Raw genomic sequence first — 1,087 nt, 5'->3', positions numbered from 1 at the left:
TTATGTTCAACTAAGCAAATCGAAAATTATTTTGCTCACTGCTGTTACTGTACCTCTTAGTCACGCAAAGTGCTGTATAAGCTATGGGTAACTTCACCCGATCGCAACGGAATTCAACCACAGAATTACTCTTTTCTCTTCTACATCGATCGCATAAAAGCATTCACCGCATCAAATCGAGCCGCGAGCCGCGAATAAAACTAGATCGCAAATCGAACTCTGGCAAAAGTTCGCTCTTGCTAACCAACTCACATCCCGTTGGACGCAAACAATAAACCGAAATTACCCCAGCCTCCCAAAACCAAACCTCCTGCACTCCCACCCGACGATAGATTTCCAGCGTATCAATTCCACTACTGGTTACTGTCACCTCGATCGCCAAATCTGGAACTGACTTGCGCGTACCCAAACAGTAAGACTCATCTGGTTCCTTCGGTGAGTCCAATTCCTGTATCCCGATGGTTGTACTACCGCGTGCATAAAAACCGAGGTTTTTCATCCGCATATAAATCTCTAAAATCTGGTCTAAAGTTTTTTTCGGTTCTTCACGATCCTCAGATAAAAAAGCCAAAATTTCTAAACACGCATTCAAATAAGTTAAACGTGTCCCGGTTCCTGCCAAATCTGCATCCAACTTTTCCAGAGTCTCCCATGTCACGTTTGAGAGGAAGGCTCCACCTGTACCCAATCCTGCTTTAGAAATTGTGACAACCATCTGACTTACCTTTCACCATCTCTTTTTAATAAGATAGCAATTGCTATTTTTAGTAGGACTTACGCATGGAACCCAGAAACGGGGTTTTTTATGATGAAAAGACGCTTGGCAGCCCGTAGAGTCAGTAAGTAAAAAAACCCGGTTTCTTTGATAGGAGTGCGCGAACAGTTTATGTTTGTAGTTGCGCTGTCTTCGCCGGCGGCTCCATGCGTCCATGACTGTCTCTAAAAATATTTTTCCCCAAACAAAAAGCGCCCCTATTACTAGGAGCGCTTGAGGTTAATCAAAAACTAAAACTTAGCCATTGATAGAAGGAGCAACCAAAGCTACGGGAGTGGTTTCACCAGCAGCCAAATCAAGCGGGAAGTTGTG

The 1,087-nt window shown here is 43.9% G+C and carries 1 protein-coding gene and 1 pseudogene; both read right to left on the bottom strand.

Annotated features, from left to right (window positions below; translation table 11 throughout):
• Positions 1 to 163: 163 nt before the first annotated feature.
• Positions 164 to 715, bottom strand: a complete 552-nt coding sequence (locus QUA99_RS32955) for a Uma2 family endonuclease (RefSeq protein ID WP_333245878.1) — start codon at positions 713 to 715, stop codon at positions 164 to 166.
• A gap of 297 nt (positions 716 to 1,012) precedes the next feature.
• Positions 1,013 to 1,087 (bottom strand): annotated as a pseudogene (locus QUA99_RS32950) (photosystem II protein D1); the annotation flags it as partial.

The organism is Microcoleus sp. F10-B2 (assembly GCF_036704965.1).
Classification (GTDB): domain Bacteria; phylum Cyanobacteriota; class Cyanobacteriia; order Cyanobacteriales; family Microcoleaceae; genus Microcoleus.
Note: the sequence above shows the minus strand (reverse complement) of the source record. Positions and strands in the feature narration are given on the sequence as shown.

Coding starts and splice junctions, on each gene's coding strand:
- QUA99_RS32955 (WP_333245878.1), bottom strand. CDS start 715: ATGGTTGTCACAATTTCTAAAGCAGGATTGGGTACAGGTGGAGCCTTC.